Here is a 17528-nt window from a genome sequence, read left to right as displayed (position 1 = left end):
AACTTAGTTATTGTTATAATGTCGCCCGCTATTATCGTCTATCAAGAAAAAAAAATCAGCTCAAATTTTAACTGGGTTGCACCTTCGATAGAAAATCTTGCATCTTTAAGCCACTATCCTTTAACCGTTGTTGATAAATGATAATATTAGCTAAAACAACTGACACATATTTTCGGGTTTCATCAAAGGGAATTGTTTCTATCCAAATATCCATTGCCATCGGTTCTTTAGGACGCCATTTTTTAACCCGATGAGGACCTGCGTTATAACCCGCTGCGGCTAAAGCAGCTTGGTTATCAAACTTATCTAATTGTTTTTTATAATAATAAGTTCCAAATTTAAGATTGGTCTCGGCCTCATAAAGACTACTCGCTGATCGCCATTTCACGCCTAATTCACGCGCAATTTGTCGTCCTGTTGCTGGCATTATTTGCATTAATCCCCGCGCCCCCACTTGAGAACCTGCCAATTCATTAAAAACACTTTCTTGACGAATCAAACCAAACACCATTGCAGGCTTTAAATTTTGATTTTTTGCATGGTGTTTAATTTGTTCTTTAAACAGCAACGGAAAACGTAAATCCATATCATCCCAATACTTAGCCTTTGCAACGGTAAACACGGCTGTTTGAACCATCCCCCATTCTTGGGCAAGTTTAGCGGCGGTTTTAATGTCCTCATTATTCATATTCTTGACACTAAACCACCAATCCCATTTCGCTTCTTTGGTACGGTTTAACGCAAATAACTCTTTAATCATTTTAAATTCAGGACGTTGCTTTAAATTCGCTAAGGCCATATTCGTTAACACAATCGGTTTATCATTCAATTGATAGGCGGCCTGAACCTTATCCGCTGATGCAAAGCCATAATAACTACGTTCTTTTGCTAGCTCGGTATAAATACTATTAGCGTGTTCATATTCCTTTGTTTTTTCTAAGGTTCGAGCTAACCAATAACGCCACTTTTCTTCCTTTTTTTCATCGTCCGTTAAATTCGCTAAGGATTCACTGACGAGCGGCCAATTTTGTTTCCGTAATGCAACACGAATCCGCCATTGTCTAGCTTCCGCATCGGGATTCGTTAAGTCACTTAAATAACGGTAAGCGCGACTCGGTTTACCTCGATAAGCCAGCACTAAGCCCAATCTCTTTTTGGCATAATCCGCACTCTCTGTCGTCATTTTGAATTCTTTTTGATAACGATCCCACGTGCTAATGGCTAACTCTAAATGCTTACGTGATAAACGATAAATCCCTTGTGAAAAAATATCCCCTGCTTTCGCATCCTCCGTATTCCATTTTTTAGGATTCGTAATAATCATCGGCTTGTTATAAACCTTCAACCATAATTGAGCGGATTTTTTAGCCGACCCTGACATCGTTTTAGCCAAATAATTCGCTAAGGCAATATTTTTTTTCTTACCTTTTCGTAAGGCTATTTTAAAGCGTTCCCAGATTAGATCTTGTGTATATTCGGATGATTTTTCAAAAATAGAAAATAACGGATTACACGCTTTTGGTAAAGAGGTAGGGCTTAACCACAACCCTTTAGCGGCCTTGAGAGCTAAGTTGGTTTCACCTGTTTTATACTGCGCTAAGTGGTAATAACACTGTAAGGATTGTTTTTTTGAGGGTTGATAATTTGCTATAAATTTTGTCCATTGACCTTTTTTTGCCATTGAAACTAACCAATAACGACGCAATAAGTTGGCATAACGACTCTTATTATAGGCGGTTAAGTATAATTGAATTTCCTTGTCTTTATCTAAGTGTGTTTTTAAATAGTGATAGTGCAGATAAGGGTATAACGCATAGTCTCTTAACCCTCGCTTAGCGATTAAAAACTCGGTTTCATTGCCTTTTTTTAAGAGCTTTTCCGCGTTAAAAAAAGCCTCTCGTTGCTCTGTTAGGGAAAGTGCAGAAATGGGTAAAGCGGTTAGCAATAAACAGATTACTAAAAACCCCCGCATTAAAAAATTATTTTTCATCATCCTTTAAACCTATAAAATTTTATGTCTAATCAGAACTAAGACCGCTATAATTAACGCCTTCATTCTAAACTTTAAGTCAACGTTAGTGATAAGCTCAGTGAACCCACCCTTGCAGTTCTCATGGCGTTACATTTTTCGTGTAGCATTAGACCATAAAAAACAACTTATCAGCTCGCATATTATTGCTATTTTTGCGGTCATGGTGAGCGTTCCCATCCCGTTATTAATGCCCTTATTAGTTGATGAGGTTCTCCTCAATCAGCCCAGTTTTATACTGACTAATCTTAATATTGTTCTTCCTGCAGACTGGCAACAGCCGTTTGTTTACATCAGCATTATTATTATCATTAGCTTATTTTTACGTCTAACTTCAATCAGTTTAAACATCATTCAAGGCCGTCAGTTTGCGGTTATTTCTAAAGATATTATTTTTAAAATTCGTACCAACTTGATTCAACGCTTACAATCCATATCCATGTCTGAATATGAAAATTTAGGCACAGGAACTGTGATTACCCACATGGTCACTGATGTTGACACCTTGGATCAGTTTATAAGTTCGACGGTAAGTAAGTTATTAGTAGCCTTATTAACCGTACTAGGAACAGGGTTTGTCCTCTTATGGATGCACTGGCAACTAGGACTATTCATTTTATGCTTTAATCCCTTTGTTATTTATTTTACGCGAATTATTGGTTCCCATGTCAAAGAGCTTAAATCAAAAGAAAATTCTGCCTACGGTGTTTTTCAGCAATCGTTAACCGAAACTTTAGAGGCTATTCATCAAATTCGCGCAAGCAACCGAGAACACTATTATTGTCAACAATTAATTGAATCCGCTAAAAAAGTTAAAATCAGTGCCAGTGCCTTTACGTGGAAAAGCGATGCAGTTGCTCGTTTAAGTTTTTTAATCTTTTTATTTGGTTTTGATATTTTCCGAGCAACGGCCATGTTAATGGTTATTTATTCGGACTTAAGCATTGGTGAAATGCTGGCTGTTTTTGCCTATCTATGGCACATGATGGCACCCGTTCAAGAAATTTTAAATATTCAATATGCTTTTTATAGTGCGAAAGCGGCTTTAAATCGAATTAATGAATTTAATAGTTTAGAAGCCGAACCTGATTATCCTACGCTGAAAAACCCATTTAAGAAACAAAAAACAGTCTCTGTCACCTTAAAAGATTTACATTTTAGTTATAAAAAAAACCCTATTTTAAAAGGTATTAACTTACATATTAAACAAGGGGATAAAGTTGCGTTAGTGGGAGCCAGTGGCGGAGGAAAATCAACCTTAGTCCAAACCTTAATTGGTTTATACCCGCCTAACTCAGGTATGATTTATTTTAATGACGTTCCCTTAGATAAAATCGGCTTAAAAATTGTTCGTGAACATGTCGCAACGGTATTACAACACCCCGCTATTTTTAATGACAGTGTCCGCAGTAATTTAACCTTAGGTCGTCCTGTGTCTGATGAGCAACTTTGGCAAGCCTTAGAGATTGCCCAATTAAAAACCACGATTAGCCAACTTGAGTTAGGATTAGATACCTTAGTCGGTAAACAAGGCATGAAATTATCAGGAGGCCAACGACAACGGTTAGCCATTGCACGCATGATTATTGCTAATCCCAGTGTGGTTATTTTAGATGAAGCCACCTCCGCATTAGACTCTGAAACCGAGTACAATCTACATTTAGCGATGAATAGCTTTTTAAAAGACCGAACGACTATTATTATCGCGCATCGTTTAAGTGCGGTTAAACAAGCCGACCATGTTTATGTCTTTGAAGAAGGCCGTATTTGTGAACAAGGTCAACATGAAACGTTAATTCAACAAAAAGGTCTCTATGCAAAACTTTATGGTGAATATCAATCATGACTAAATACGATTTACACAGCCATTCAACGGCTTCAGACGGAGCCTTATCTCCCACCGAACTAATCATCCGTGCAAAAGCACAAGCCGTCACCACACTCGCCTTAACCGATCACGATACGGTTTCAGGAATAGAGGAAGCGATGGCAGTGGCAAAATCTATGGGTATCAACCTAATGCCCGGTATCGAATTATCAACCACATGGCATAAGCGTTGTCTCCATATTGTTGGCTTAAATATTAATCCTCATTCAACTCGATTAGTCGAAGGCATTAAAAACCAGCAAATGATTCGTGAAAAACGTGCTAAAGCGATTGGATTAAAATTAGAAAAAAAAAGGATCACAGGGGCGTATGAAGCGGTTGTAAAAGCGGCTAATGGAGGCATGATTACCCGCAGCCATTTTGCCGATTTTTTACTGAAAGAAAATTATGTCAGCCGAGGCCAAGAAGCCTTTGATCGTTATATTGGCGAAGGTAAGCCTGCGTATGTTGCAACCATTTGGGTTGAACTCGAAGAGGCTATTCACTGGATTAAAGCAGCAGGCGGCGTTGCGGTTATTGCCCATCCTTTACGTTATAAAATGACGGCAACTTGGATGCGTCGATTATTGGCTGAATTTAAAGAAATAGGCGGTGACGGTATTGAAGTGATAACAGGGCGTAGTTCAAAAGATGAAATTCAATTAAGTTATAACTATGCTAAAAAATTCGAACTCGCAGGCTCTGTGGGGTCAGATTTTCATACGCCTAAAAATAAATGGGTGGAGTTAGGTCGATTCTCTCAATTACCCGAAGGCATTCAACCTATTTGGGAATATTTTAATCCTTAACCCCTCTATAGATAATAAAGAGCCATTCCCCTTTAGGCTAATCGCTCTTTATTCCTCCTATTTAATTAACCCGTGGCCTTGTTAAAAACAGATTCTAAATCCGCTAATAACTGCCCTTTATCTTGTTGATAACCAAAAAATCCTGCTTGTTTAACTTGTTCATTTAGACTATGTTTTGCTTTATCATCAGCCGATTCTGTTAACGCGTCCGCTTCAATATTAAATGTTCCACCTAATAATAACGCTAAATTTGAAAAATCATTTTCAAGTAAAACGGCATTTTCATCGTCATTTGGCTCTTCCTCATTAGTTTGATTGTCTTCTTCCGCTTCGGGGGATGTGGGTTCAGCTTCATTTTCGTTAACATCCGATAACGTCTCAGAAGACTCTTCAACGACGGCATCATTAGCATCATCTTGTTGCTGCTGTGCTTCACGTTTTGCTTTGTTTAACGCTTCTTCATCAATATAAAAACTCACTTCAAATGTTGTCGTGACCACATTGTTTTTACTATCTTCTACGATAACTTTGATTGCAATTTTTAGAGTCCCCGCTTCATGAGCGGCATCGGCATCAAAGAGAAAAAGTTTTGAATCAGGATCAAAAGAAACAAAATCAGGTAACGCAGTCCCATCACCTAATGTCGATAAATAGGCTAATTTTTCGTTGGGATCTACATGTTTAAAGGCACTTTTAGGTATTTTATACTCATATTCGCCTTCCATTAAAAATAAGCTTTCCAGTGCCCCTGTTAAACGTAAGGGTTTAATTTTATTAGGGTTATAATCACGTCCGTCATACGAATCGCTTGTATCAATATCTGAGTTATTCCCTCCACGTGTTTTACGCGTGGCATCGGCTTCTGAGCTTTCAACATCAAATCGAACCTGAAAAATACTCGATGCTTGATTATTATGTTTATCCGATGCAATTAATCGAATTAAAACACTTGGAACGCTGGCTGCTTTTGCATCCTCTGCATTAAATAAAAACTGCCCTGAATCAACATCAAAAGTAACAAAATCAGGTAAGGGCTTTCCATCAGAAAGAGCCGCCTCATAATTTAACTTTTCATTATCGGAGTGGGTAAATTTTGACCCCGCATCATACGTTTTAGTGCCATCGGTCACGAATTGATCTTTTAATTGCCCCTCCATCCCCACAGGGTTTATTTCGGGTAACGACAAGATATGATACGTAATTTCATAAGCCGTGGTGACTTCATAAACATAAGGCATGACTTTTAAAGGTTGATAACCAACCTCTTCAGGAACAGAGTGATTCCCTTCGACTAAAGGCGTATATTGTTGGCCCAAACTATTAGAATTTTGTAATAGAAAAACAATGTCTTCTGTCGGTATTAATAGACTATTAGGTAAGATATTAACTTGAACTATCGCGGTACTGGTATCACCATTACGATCGGTTATTGTATATTGAAAACTATCTGAGCCTACAAAGCCTCTATCAGGGATATAGGTTAAATAATCATTCGTTGGATCCCTATCGCCTTGGTCATTGAGGAACACAAAACCATTTGCTGTTCTATTATTATTCGGAATAATAAGTCCGACTATTCCCGCTTGATCGCCACCAAACTTATCATTATTAAGTACATCAATATTAATTAAATTATCTTGACGGGTAATCACTGAATCATTTTGAGCCACGGGAACATTATTAACACGTCCCGTAACAATAACCGTAACCGTTGCCGTACTCGTATCCCCATTACTATCAGTAATAGTATATTGAAAACTATCTGTCCCCACAAAACCTTGATTAGGAATATAAGTAATCGTGTCATTAGTCGGGTCATTATCTCCGCCATTGTTTAGAACAATACGACCGTGATTAGGCTGAGTTAATCCATTGCTATTATTAGGGATAATAATACCCGTCACTCCCGATCCATCATTGCCAAAATTATCTACACCATTGCCATTATCATTGAGAACACTAAAGGTAATTGCATCATTTTTAAGTGTTGTCACCACATCATTTTGAGCAAGAGGAATATCATTCGTCAGACTATTCACGGTAACCTTAACAATTGCGGTACTGGTGTCTCCATTACTATCGGTAAGGGTATATTGAAACGTATCAACGCCTACAAATCCTGAATTAGGAATATAGGTAATGGTATCGTTTGTGGGATCATTATCCCCCCCATTATTCAAAATAAGTGTTCCATTAGTCGGCTGGGTTAGACCATTATTTGCATTGGGAATAATTATATCTGTTATGCCCGCATTATCATTACCAAACTGGTCATTATTAAGCACATCAATGGTGATTAAATTATCTTGAAGCGTGGTCACCGAATCATCTTGAGCAAGAGGAATATCATTAATCTGATTACCGACAACGATTTTTACCGTTGCTGTCTCACTATTGCCATCACTATCGGTGAAGGTATAAGTATAACTATCAATACCCGTGAATCCCAAATTTGGTAAATAAGTAATCGTTCCATCCAAATTATTAGTGACCGTCCCATTACTTGCTTGGGTAATCGCCGTAATCGTTGCCTGCTTATTCCCTAAATTATCATTATTTAATACCGCCGTCTTAATTGCTGTATTAAATGGAGTGGTGACATTATCATCTATCGCATCAGGTAAGCCATTGACCTCAATGGTAACGGTTGCAGTGGTTGTATTACCATTTTTATCCGTTAAGGTGTACATATAATTATCAACACCTATAAAACCCGAATTAGGCGTATAGGTAATCGTTCCATCATTATTATTAACAACCGAGCCATGAGTTCCTTGGGTCACTGAGGTAATTTTAGTGGGTTCACCCCCTAAGTTATCATTTGTTAATACGTTTGAAATAACAGGGATGTTTTTTTCTGTTGATGTTTTATCATCAATCGCATGGGGTAATGGAATAATGGTAATCAATACTGTTGCTGTACTGGTATCGCCATCCTTATCGGTAATGGTGTAAGTATAAAAATCATTACCTGTAAAGCCTGTATCAGGTGTGTAAGTAACCGTGCCATCATTATTCTTTACCACTGAGCCATTACTTCCTTGTGTAACCGAGGTAATTTTTGTAGGTTGGTCGCCTAACGTATCATTTTTTAATACACTTGTAACAACCGCTTGGTCTTGTTGAGTTGTTTCAATATCCTTGATAGCATTAGGTTGTGTATCTATTGGAGTAGGAGTGGGTGTTATGGGTGTATCGGGTTCTGGAGTATCAGTATCGGTAATCGTTGTGGTAGCAATAGGGGTAACAATACTCGCACTTCCACTTGTCGTGGTTGCATTGGTTAGCGTACCAATAATCGTTTCATTATTATCAGCAACACCATCATTAACCGCTGTTAAATCATAAGTAAAGGTACTACCTACAAAAGCATCGGTAAACGTTAATGTTTTAGTTCCATCAAAACTTACGCCAGTTGTTGCATCTGCTTTTGCCTGAATAACAGCAAGCATCGTTGAGGTGTAATCAGTCCCCCCATTTGTTGCTGTTCCTGTTCCTTCAATATCAATAGTCGAAGTTTGACCTGAACTCAGTGGAAACCCTGTCATGGTTAGGGTGAAGGTAGAAGTTTCAGTGCTTTCTTCATTAATAGTCGGTGTGGAGGTCAGAGCAAAACTAACACCCCCATCAGTATCGGTAATCGTTGTGGTAGCAATAGGGGTAACAATACTCGCACTTCCACTTGTCGTGGTTGCATTGGTTAGCGTACCAATAATCGTTTCATTATTATCAGCAACACCATCATTAACCGCTGTTAAATCATAAGTAAAGGTACTACCTACAAAAGCATCGGTAAACGTTAATGTTTTAGTTCCATCAAAACTTACGCCAGTTGTTGCATCTGCTTTTGCCTGAATAACAGCAAGCATCGTTGAGGTGTAATCAGTCCCCCCATTTGTTGCTGTTCCTGTTCCTTCAATATCAATAGCCGAGGTTTGACCTGAACCTAGTGGAAACCCTGTCATGGTTAAAGTGAAAGTAGAGGTTTCAGTGCTTTCTTCACTAATAGTCGGTGTGGAGGTCAAGGCAAAACCAATCCCCCCATCAGTATCGGTAATCGTTGTGGTAGCAATAGGGGTAACAATACTCGCACTTCCACTTGTCGTGGTTGCATTGGTTAGCGTACCAATAATCGTTTCATTATTATCAGCAACACCATCATTAACCGCTGTTAAATCATAAGTAAAGGTACTACCTACAAAAGCATCGGTAAACGTTAATGTTTTAGTTCCATCAAAACTTACGCCAGTTGTTGCATCTGCTTTTGCCTGAATAACAGCAAGCATCGTTGAGGTGTAATCAGTCCCCCCATTTGTTGCTGTTCCTGTTCCTTCAATATCAATAGCCGATGTTTGACCTGAACTCAGTGGAAACCCTGTCATGGTTAGGGTGAAGGTAGAAGTTTCAGTGCTTTCTTCATTAATAGTCGGTGTGGAGGTCAGAGCAAAACTAACACCCCCATCAGTATCGGTAATCGTTGTGGTAGCAACAGGCGTAACAATACTCGCACTTCCACTTGTCGTGGTTGCATTGGTTAGCGTACCAATAATCGTTTCATTATTATCAGCAACACCATCATTAACCGCTGTTAAATCATAAGTAAAGGTACTACCTACAAAAGCATCGGTAAACGTTAATGTTTTAGTTCCATCAAAACTTACGCCAGTTGTTGCATCTGCTTTTGCCTGAATAACAGCAAGCATCGTTGAGGTGTAATCAGTCCCCCCATTTGTTGCTGTTCCTGTTCCTTCAATATCAATAGTCGAAGTTTGACCTGAACTCAGTGGAAACCCTGTCATGGTTAGGGTGAAGGTAGAAGTTTCAGTGCTTTCTTCATTAATAGTCGGTGTGGAGGTCAGAGCAAAACTAACACCCCCATCAGTATCGGTAATCGTTGTGGTAGCAATAGGGGTAACAATACTCGCACTTCCACTTGTCGTGGTTGCATTGGTTAGCGTACCAATAATCGTTTCATTATTATCAGCAACACCATCATTAACCGCTGTTAAATCATAAGTAAAGGTACTACCTACAAAAGCATCGGTAAACGTTAATGTTTTAGTTCCATCAAAACTTACGCCAGTTGTTGCATCTGCTTTTGCCTGAATAACAGCAAGCATCGTTGAGGTGTAATCAGTCCCCCCATTTGTTGCTGTTCCTGTTCCTTCAATATCAATAGTCGAAGTTTGACCTGAACTCAGTGGAAACCCTGTCATGGTTAGGGTGAAGGTAGAAGTTTCAGTGCTTTCTTCATTAATAGTCGGTGTGGAGGTCAGAGCAAAACTAACACCCCCATCAGTATCGGTAATCGTTGTGGTAGCAACAGGCGTAACAATACTCGCACTTCCACTTGTCGTGGTTGCATTGGTTAGCGTACCAATAATCGTTTCATTATTATCAGCAACACCATCATTAACCGCTGTTAAATCATAAGTAAAGGTACTACCTACAAAAGCATCGGTAAACGTTAATGTTTTAGTTCCATCAAAACTTACGCCAGTTGTTGCATCTGCTTTTGCCTGAATAACAGCAAGCATCGTTGAGGTGTAATCAGTCCCCCCATTTGTTGCTGTTCCTGTTCCTTCAATATCAATAGCCGAGGTTTGACCTGAACCTAGTGGAAACCCTGTCATGGTTAAAGTGAAAGTAGAGGTTTCAGTGCTTTCTTCACTAATAGTCGGTGTGGAGGTCAAGGCAAAACCAATCCCCCCATCAGTATCGGTAATCGTTGTGGTAGCAATAGGGGTAACAATACTCGCACTTCCACTTGTCGTGGTTGCATTGGTTAGCGTACCAATAATCGTTTCATTATTATCAGCAACACCATCATTAACCGCTGTTAAATCATAAGTAAAGGTACTACCTACAAAAGCATCGGTAAACGTTAATGTTTTAGTTCCATCAAAACTTACGCCAGTTGTTGCATCTGCTTTTGCCTGAATAACAGCAAGCATCGTTGAGGTGTAATCAGTCCCCCATTTGTTGCTGTTCCTGTTCCTTCAATATCAATAGCCGATGTTTGACCTGAACTCAGTGGAAACCCTGTCATGGTTAGGGTGAAGGTAGAAGTTTCAGTGCTTTCTTCATTAATAGTCGGTGTGGAGGTCAGAGCAAAACTAACACCCCCATCAGTATCGGTAATCGTTGTGGTAGCAACAGGCGTAACAATACTCGCACTTCCACTTGTCGTGGTTGCATTGGTTAGCGTACCAATAATCGTTTCATTATTATCAGCAACACCATCATTAACCGCTGTTAAATCATAAGTAAAGGTACTACCTACAAAAGCATCGGTAAACGTTAATGTTTTAGTTCCATCAAAACTTACGCCAGTTGTTGCATCTGCTTTTGCCTGAATAACAGCAAGCATCGTTGAGGTGTAATCAGTCCCCCCATTTGTTGCTGTTCCTGTTCCTTCAATATCAATAGTCGAAGTTTGACCTGAACTCAGTGGAAACCCTGTCATGGTTAGGGTGAAGGTAGAAGTTTCAGTGCTTTCTTCATTAATAGTCGGTGTGGAGGTCAGAGCAAAACTAACACCCCCATCAGTATCGGTAATCGTTGTGGTAGCAACAGGCGTAACAATACTCGCACTTCCACTTGTCGTGGTTGCATTGGTTAGCGTACCAATAATCGTTTCATTATTATCAGCAACACCATCATTAACCGCTGTTAAATCATAAGTAAAGGTACTACCTACAAAAGCATCGGTAAACGTTAATGTTTTAGTTCCATCAAAACTTACGCCAGTTGTTGCATCTGCTTTTGCCTGAATAACAGCAAGCATCGTTGAGGTGTAATCAGTCCCCCCATTTGTTGCTGTTCCTGTTCCTTCAATATCAATAGTCGAGGTTTGACCTGAACCTAGTGGAAACCCTGTCATGGTTAAAGTGAAAGTAGAGGTTTCAGTGCTTTCTTCACTAATAGTCGGTGTGGAAGTAAGGGCAAAGCTGACACCTGTAATTATAATTGTACTAATCGCGGTATTAGAATTACTTCCTCCATCATTCGCCGTAAAGCTAAAAGTACGCTCACCAACAGTTGGATCGGTTTTACTATTCTCGTACTGCATGGCTCGCATCAAAGCATCAACGTCCGCTTTAAGCAATTCATTAGCAGAATTTGCATTATCTTCAATAACAAAGGTTTTATTTGATTCAGTATATTTTACTCTAAACTCAATACCACTCCCCACTGGCATTACTCTTATACTAAAATTAGTTGCAAGATCACCTGATATATCAGATGACGTAGTCTTAAAAATAACTCGTTCATCTGTACCATCGACTAAATTACCTCCAGCAACAATTGTAAATGTCTTCATGTGACTATCATTACTATCGGTAACAGTTGCATCCGTATTGGTAACGTTGACAGGTGTTCCTGTTGTACTATCAAAAGTATTACTATAGCTGGTAGAGCCTGTTGTTAAAGCATCTAAATCAATCACAGGTGGAACACCTACGTCAGTGATTGTTGTTGTAGCAGTATCCGTTTCAATTGTTGCTATATTGGTGGTAATAGAATGTGATGGATTACTTAACGTTGCAATAACTGTTTCATTACCTTCTGAACTAGAATCATTAATAGCGGTTATATCAAAATCAAAACTACCAACACCTGCACCATTATTAAATTCACTGGTAAACGTTAAAATACTTCCTGAACGAGTGACACCTGTCATTAATCCTGCATCAACAGCAGCATAAAAATCACCGTAATCAGTAATATTGGTAGCCCCCCCACTAGAATCTAAATTGACGGTTGCAGTTTGTTGTCCAACTAGGGCTTTCCCACTCATAGAAACAGTGAAAACAGAGGTTTCTGCCTGACTTTCATCAATAAACTCTTTAGATCTTGATATATCAAAAGATACACCACTCACAGACTCCGTTACTGGAGGACTATCAATCCAATTAGGCCCTTTACTAAAATCAATATAAAAATAAGATGACCCACCTAAAACAGCCCCTGTTTTTAATGAAAAAGAATGAATAGATTCATATAACGCCATGATGCGAATTTTATCGCCTTCTAGTGTTCCAGGACTATCACTAATCGCTTTATTTAACCCCGTTTCAAAACGTGTAAAACCTGTATTTTGTGCTTGACTAAGATTTGTATTGTTAGAAACCGTATAAGAGGCAAAACCGCCAAATTCTTGGTATTGATAATGTAGTTTTGTTTGACCTGCTATATCAAGGTCATAAGAATTAACGGGAACATTTTCCAATAAAACATCCACCCCTTTTGATGCGGTTATATTACTAGCGTTATAACTACCACTTTTAATAAAATCAAAGGTAATGGTCGCATCTCCTCCAGCCGTTTTAACATTCGTATTTAATTTATACCAAGCTTCATCTAGTGATTCTGGAGTTGTTGATAACGGATCTGTTTCCTGACTATTGTTACCATCTGCTAAATCAGCACTACTAATTGTTATATTATTTAATGCTGTCGTTGTCACTATGGCATCAATACTTTGTCCATTAATACTAATAATATTGCTATATAAAATTTTATCACCTACTTTTTCTCCTGCTTTATTAGTATCAGATACAGTCAAAATTGATGGTGTATCAAACGCCATGCTATTACTATTAACATCAAAAGAAGGCATGGTATTAACGACAGAGGCTGTAAAACCTAATACTTTATTACTATTAATATCTTGTATATCATTAGCATCATCATCTGGAGTATAGGTTACCTGTAAATTTGTATCTGATAGTTTAATTAACCCATTCAAATTTAAAGTAACGGTTTGTGCATTGTGATTAACAGATACGCTATTAATCGTTTCAGCCCCTGTTGATAACCCAATTCCTGAAAAAACAAAATCATTAGTATCAATTGTATTGATTTTTAACCCACTTCCAATTTCATCAAAAGTTAAGGTTACTGTTGAGCCTGCACCTACCGCTCCTAATGTTGAACGAAGGACAGGGGATACAACATCTAATACGGCAACCCCCGCATCTATTCGATGAGATGCATTATCAGTCACTGCAAGGTGAGGTAGTATAGCGGCTGCTCCATCTGCTGTTTTATCTATCGAACCTCCATCAAGTGCTAAACTATCTGCAATAATAGCAATACCATCTCCATTCGCATCACTATCACCATTTTGTACCGTATAGCTAAATATTAAATTAGTTGTCCCACTTCCACTAGCGTAGGTTGCTGTTCTTATATTGCCATCTATATCTAATTCCAGTGATGGCGTTCCATTAGTTGTGTCAACAGTAACACTACTTCCAAAAACAACAGTCACGTCTACAGAATTACCAACAATATAACCCCCCCGAAGGTTGTGTAGAGGTAATACTAAGACTTGTAACATCATTTGGGGCAGCAGCTAATGTGCTTTGAAAAGCCTCAGCTATTAAACTCGTTGTCTCAATATCACCTTGTTGATATTCTAAATTCCAATCCCCCCCCCTTTATCATCAGCCCCCGTTACATCATCAGAAGCAGCGACATCTGCACCTGTAATCTCAGCCAATTCACTAACAAACGCAACCCCTGTTGTTCCATCCGCAACATTACAACCATAAAATAAAATATCACCATTGTCAGTTAATGATTCCCCAATCTCTGCTAATAAGGCTTGATATTCGCTTATCGTCTCGCCATTTAACAACGAAGTCCCTAATGCCAAAGACCCTTCTGAGCCATGTGATAAAATATGTAAAGCCGATATGTCTTTACGCCCACGAAGCGCGTCCGCCATTTGAATAATCCCATCTTGTGTGGGATCAATATAAATAATTTCAGATTCTGGATTAACACTTTCAAGCAATAATTGATAATTTTGAATCGAGGTATCAACCACAACTACTTCCTGTGCCTGTACTTGATTAAGCATCACTCCCGCCGTATTTAACAATTCCCATTGATTTTGAGATTCTGTTAAAGGAACTGTCCCTAAAGGAACGGGCTCAGAGGTTGAATTTGAATAATCTGATTGGCTTTCATTAAAGGCTTCTGTTTGCTCATTAATATCTGCATGAACATCAATAGCCGTGGTTGCAGCGGCTGCATCTAATAAAACGCGGGGTTCTAGGGATAATAATTTTAATGTTTTCATACAGATCACCAATAATGCTCTAAATACTGTTTAATTTATGTATTGATTTTAAATCAATAAACATAAAAAATGAAAGATAGATCATATTTTTTTAAAAAGTGTGATGATGGTCATGTTTTACTATTTTATACTTTAGCCTATAAAAAGAAGGGGCTTATATGATAGGATAAATACTAAGGGAAATTACAACTTAAACGGGTTCGTTAGGCTTTTAACTGGATATTCAGGTAAATATGTCATAATAGTTGAGATCTAAATTAAATTTTTAGCGACTCTTTTTTCATTATTTTATCCATTTTATGAAGTTATCTAACGGAGTTTGGAATGTAATAAGCTTTTTTTCAGGTTTATTATTAACTTTCGCCTTTGCCCCTTTTAATTATGCTTATTTAGCCATTATTTCATTAGTCCTGTTATTTTTATCATGGCATTATGCCGATAGCCCTAAACAAGCCGCTTTTAGAGCGTATCTTTATGGACTCGGCTTATTTGGTTTGGGGGTTAGCTGGGTTTTTGTGAGTATTTATTTTTACGGAGGCGCAAGCTTCATAGCCTCTGCCAGTATGGCCTTTTTATTCGCCGCTTTTTGGGCCTTGTTTCCCGCTTTAATTGCTTATGGTGTCGTCAAACTAGCGTGGCTAACGAATAAACGCTTACTCTTTTGGTTTATCCCTTTTATTTGGATTTTTGTTGAGTACTTTCGAGGCATTTGGTTATTAAATGGTTTTCCCTGGTTTCAAATTTCTTATAGTCAATTAAATACCGCTTTTGCAGGCTTTATTCCCTTAGTTGGAGGCTATGGAACAGGGTTTCTAATTATCGGAACCGCCTCATTATTAAGTGCCATGTTAGTAACTAAACAACGCTTAATTTTACAAAGCGCGATTATTTCAAGTTTATTAATCACAGGCTATGGTTTAAAACATATCCAATGGACGGATGCCATTGGCGATCCCATTAAAATAACGTTGGTTCAAGGTAACATTAGCCAAGATCAAAAATGGTTGCCTAAAAATCTGGTTAAAACCTTATTAAGTTATCAACAAATGACTCATAACCATTGGGATTCGGATGTGATTATTTGGCCAGAAACTGCTATTCCTGCGTATTTACACCAAGTTGATGAGCCGTTTATCAAACCCTTAGCCATTGAGGCACAAGCGCATCAAACAGACTTAATTGTGAGTGTCGCTGCTAAAAGTGATGATCGTAAGCAAAGTTATAATATGGTTTTAGCCTTAGGCTCTGAGCGAGGTGTTTATAAAAAGAATCATTTATTGCCTTTTGGGGAATATTTACCGCTGCAACCGTTATCAGGCTGGGTTTTGGATGTAATTGGTGTTCATTTAGGGACGTTTACACCAGGTGGAAGTAATCAAGCCTTATTAAAAGCAGGAGGTTACTCTTTTGCCACCTCAATTTGCTATGAAGATGCTTTTTCAAGTGAGGTGATTTCAAAAATGCCCGAGGCGGCCTATTTAGTCAATGTCACCAATGATGCGTGGTTTGGTGATTCCTTTGAACCCCATCAACATGCTCAAATTTCACGAATGCGGGCTTTAGAAACAGGTCGTTATTTAGCGCGGTCAACCAATACAGGAATAACCGCTTTTATCGCTCCCAATGGTAAAATTATTAAACAAGCCCCTTTATTTAAAACCAGCACCCTTACTGAAAATATTATTCCGATGGGCGGATCAACCCCTTATGTCACCATAGGGGGTGATACGCCTATTTTGTTAGTGCTTATGATTATGTTTATCGGTCTATTAGTCGTCGCCTTTCGATTAAAATTATCCAAGGAATGACCTCAATCGCATTCAAACTAAGACCTTGTGAGTCAATAACCTTTCTCTGTACATGACAAAAAATATTTTGAAAAATAAATTACTTATCAATCGATGGGGTGCAGGAGTCCAAAACATGTTTTGGACTCCGATTTACATTTTTGTCAGTTCCTTTTGTATCTCTACTATCCGTTAACAAAATAATGTCCGCCCTCCATCAACATTAATAATTTGCCCTGTAATGTATGGGGCATCATTAATGAAGAAAGCCACCATTTTAGCAATATCATCAGGTTCACCCGCACGTTTTAAAGCAATTCGGCTCATGATGTCACCTTTGGCAGCTTCTGATAATTCGTCTTCTGGCCATATAATCGCCCCTGGTGAAATTCCATTAACACGAATGGAGGGGGCCAATTCTTTCGCTAATATTCGAGTCATTGAGGCTAATCCTGATTTAGCCATACTGTAAATAGGATAGTCTTTTAGCCCGCGTTCGGCATGAATATCAATAATATTAATAATACACCCGTTATTTGCTCCCAGCGTTTCCATTAACGCCTGCGATAAAAAAAAGGGGGCTTTTAAATTACATCCCATTAAGTCATCCCATGTTTTTTCGGTCACACTCGCCAATGGGGTTGGATAAAAAGCAGAGGCATTATTAACTAACCCATCAATTTTCCCCCAAATAGCGGTTGCTTGGTCGGCAAGTTGCTTTAAGGCGGCAAAATCTAATAAATCGGCTTGAATGATTTGAGCCGAATTAGGGCGTTGTTGATTTAATAGCGTACAAAGTTCACGCACCTGAGTTTCAGATTCTCTATAATGCAAGATGATATTACAGCCTTGACGGTGTAATAAGGTGGCACAGGCGGCCCCAATTCGTTTAGCCGCGCCTGTGATTAAAATATTTTTTTGCATGTATCCCTCTCTCTATCAA

8 protein-coding genes are annotated in these 17528 nt (G+C 38.6%); 3 read left to right on the top strand and 5 right to left on the bottom strand.

Annotated features, from left to right (window positions below; genetic code table 11):
- Window positions 1-67 precede the first annotated feature (67 nt).
- Window positions 68-1993 (bottom strand): transglycosylase SLT domain-containing protein, encoded by a 1926-nt coding sequence (locus tag Q9M50_02645; GenBank protein MDQ7089526.1) that lies wholly within the window; start codon window positions 1991-1993, stop codon window positions 68-70.
- 199 nt (window positions 1994-2192) lie between these two features.
- Between Q9M50_02645 and Q9M50_02640 the strand changes: the two genes are divergently transcribed.
- Both Q9M50_02640 and Q9M50_02635 read left to right on the top strand, forming a co-directional pair.
- Window positions 2193-3875 carry an ABC transporter ATP-binding protein gene (locus tag Q9M50_02640; GenBank protein ID MDQ7089525.1) on the top strand — a complete coding sequence of 561 codons (1683 nt, stop codon included), beginning with the start codon at window positions 2193-2195 and terminating at the stop codon, window positions 3873-3875.
- Window positions 3872-4705, top strand: coding sequence for a PHP domain-containing protein (locus Q9M50_02635; protein MDQ7089524.1), 834 nt, complete (start codon window positions 3872-3874; stop codon window positions 4703-4705). The genes Q9M50_02640 and Q9M50_02635 overlap by 4 nt, the downstream gene beginning before the upstream one ends.
- 65 nt (window positions 4706-4770) lie before the next feature.
- On the opposite strand, the gene Q9M50_02630 is transcribed toward Q9M50_02635, so the two are convergent.
- The 3 genes from Q9M50_02630 to Q9M50_02620 form a co-directional block, all read right to left on the bottom strand.
- Window positions 4771-10659: an Ig-like domain-containing protein gene (locus Q9M50_02630; GenBank protein MDQ7089523.1), complete on the bottom strand. Its 5889-nt coding sequence runs from the start codon at window positions 10657-10659 to the stop codon at window positions 4771-4773.
- Window positions 10614-14054: a hypothetical protein gene (locus tag Q9M50_02625; protein MDQ7089522.1), complete on the bottom strand. Its 3441-nt coding sequence runs from the start codon at window positions 14052-14054 to the stop codon at window positions 10614-10616. Before Q9M50_02625 ends, Q9M50_02630 begins: the two co-directional genes overlap by 46 nt.
- A gap of 75 nt (window positions 14055-14129) precedes the next feature.
- Window positions 14130-14798, bottom strand: a complete 669-nt coding sequence (locus tag Q9M50_02620; GenBank protein ID MDQ7089521.1) for a DUF4347 domain-containing protein — start codon at window positions 14796-14798, stop codon at window positions 14130-14132.
- A 299-nt stretch (window positions 14799-15097) separates the two neighbouring features.
- Between Q9M50_02620 and lnt the strand changes: the two genes are divergently transcribed.
- A complete protein-coding gene (lnt, locus tag Q9M50_02615; GenBank protein ID MDQ7089520.1) occupies window positions 15098-16606 on the top strand; it encodes an apolipoprotein N-acyltransferase in 1509 nt (502 codons plus the stop codon).
- 171 nt (window positions 16607-16777) lie between these two features.
- On the opposite strand, the gene Q9M50_02610 is transcribed toward lnt, so the two are convergent.
- Window positions 16778-17509 carry a pteridine reductase gene (locus Q9M50_02610; protein ID MDQ7089519.1) on the bottom strand — a complete coding sequence of 244 codons (732 nt, stop codon included), beginning with the start codon at window positions 17507-17509 and terminating at the stop codon, window positions 16778-16780.
- Window positions 17510-17528 lie beyond the last annotated feature (19 nt).

The sequence above is a fragment of the Methylococcales bacterium genome, assembly GCA_030949405.1.
Classification (GTDB): Bacteria; Pseudomonadota; Gammaproteobacteria; order Methylococcales; family Methylomonadaceae; genus WTBX01.
This window is presented reverse-complemented; position numbering and strand designations above follow the sequence as displayed.